We start from the raw sequence: 228 nt of genomic DNA, 5'->3' as shown, positions 1-228 counted from the left end.
GCAGCACCGGCAGCATGGAGTAGAGCGCCAGCGCCAGCATGGCGGGCAAAAATCCGAACGCGGAAAAGTCGAAGCCGAACCAGCGAAGCGTCAACGACGCAATGGCGAGCAGAAGCGGGTAGAACAGCGCGAGCAGCGCCAATCCCGGCACGGTCTGGACGACACTGGCGAGGCCGAGCAGGACGCCGCGGATCACGGCATGGTTGCGCGCAAGGATCGCGAGCGGCA

General features: G+C 65.8%; 1 pseudogene. It reads right to left on the bottom strand.

Annotated features, from left to right (window positions below):
- Positions 1–228, bottom strand: a pseudogene (locus FNJ47_RS49215) (ABC transporter permease); the annotation flags it as partial.

The organism is Bradyrhizobium uaiense (assembly GCF_010811875.1).
Taxonomy (GTDB): domain Bacteria; phylum Pseudomonadota; class Alphaproteobacteria; order Rhizobiales; family Xanthobacteraceae; genus Bradyrhizobium; species Bradyrhizobium uaiense.
Note: the sequence above shows the minus strand (reverse complement) of the source record. Positions and strands in the feature narration are given on the sequence as shown.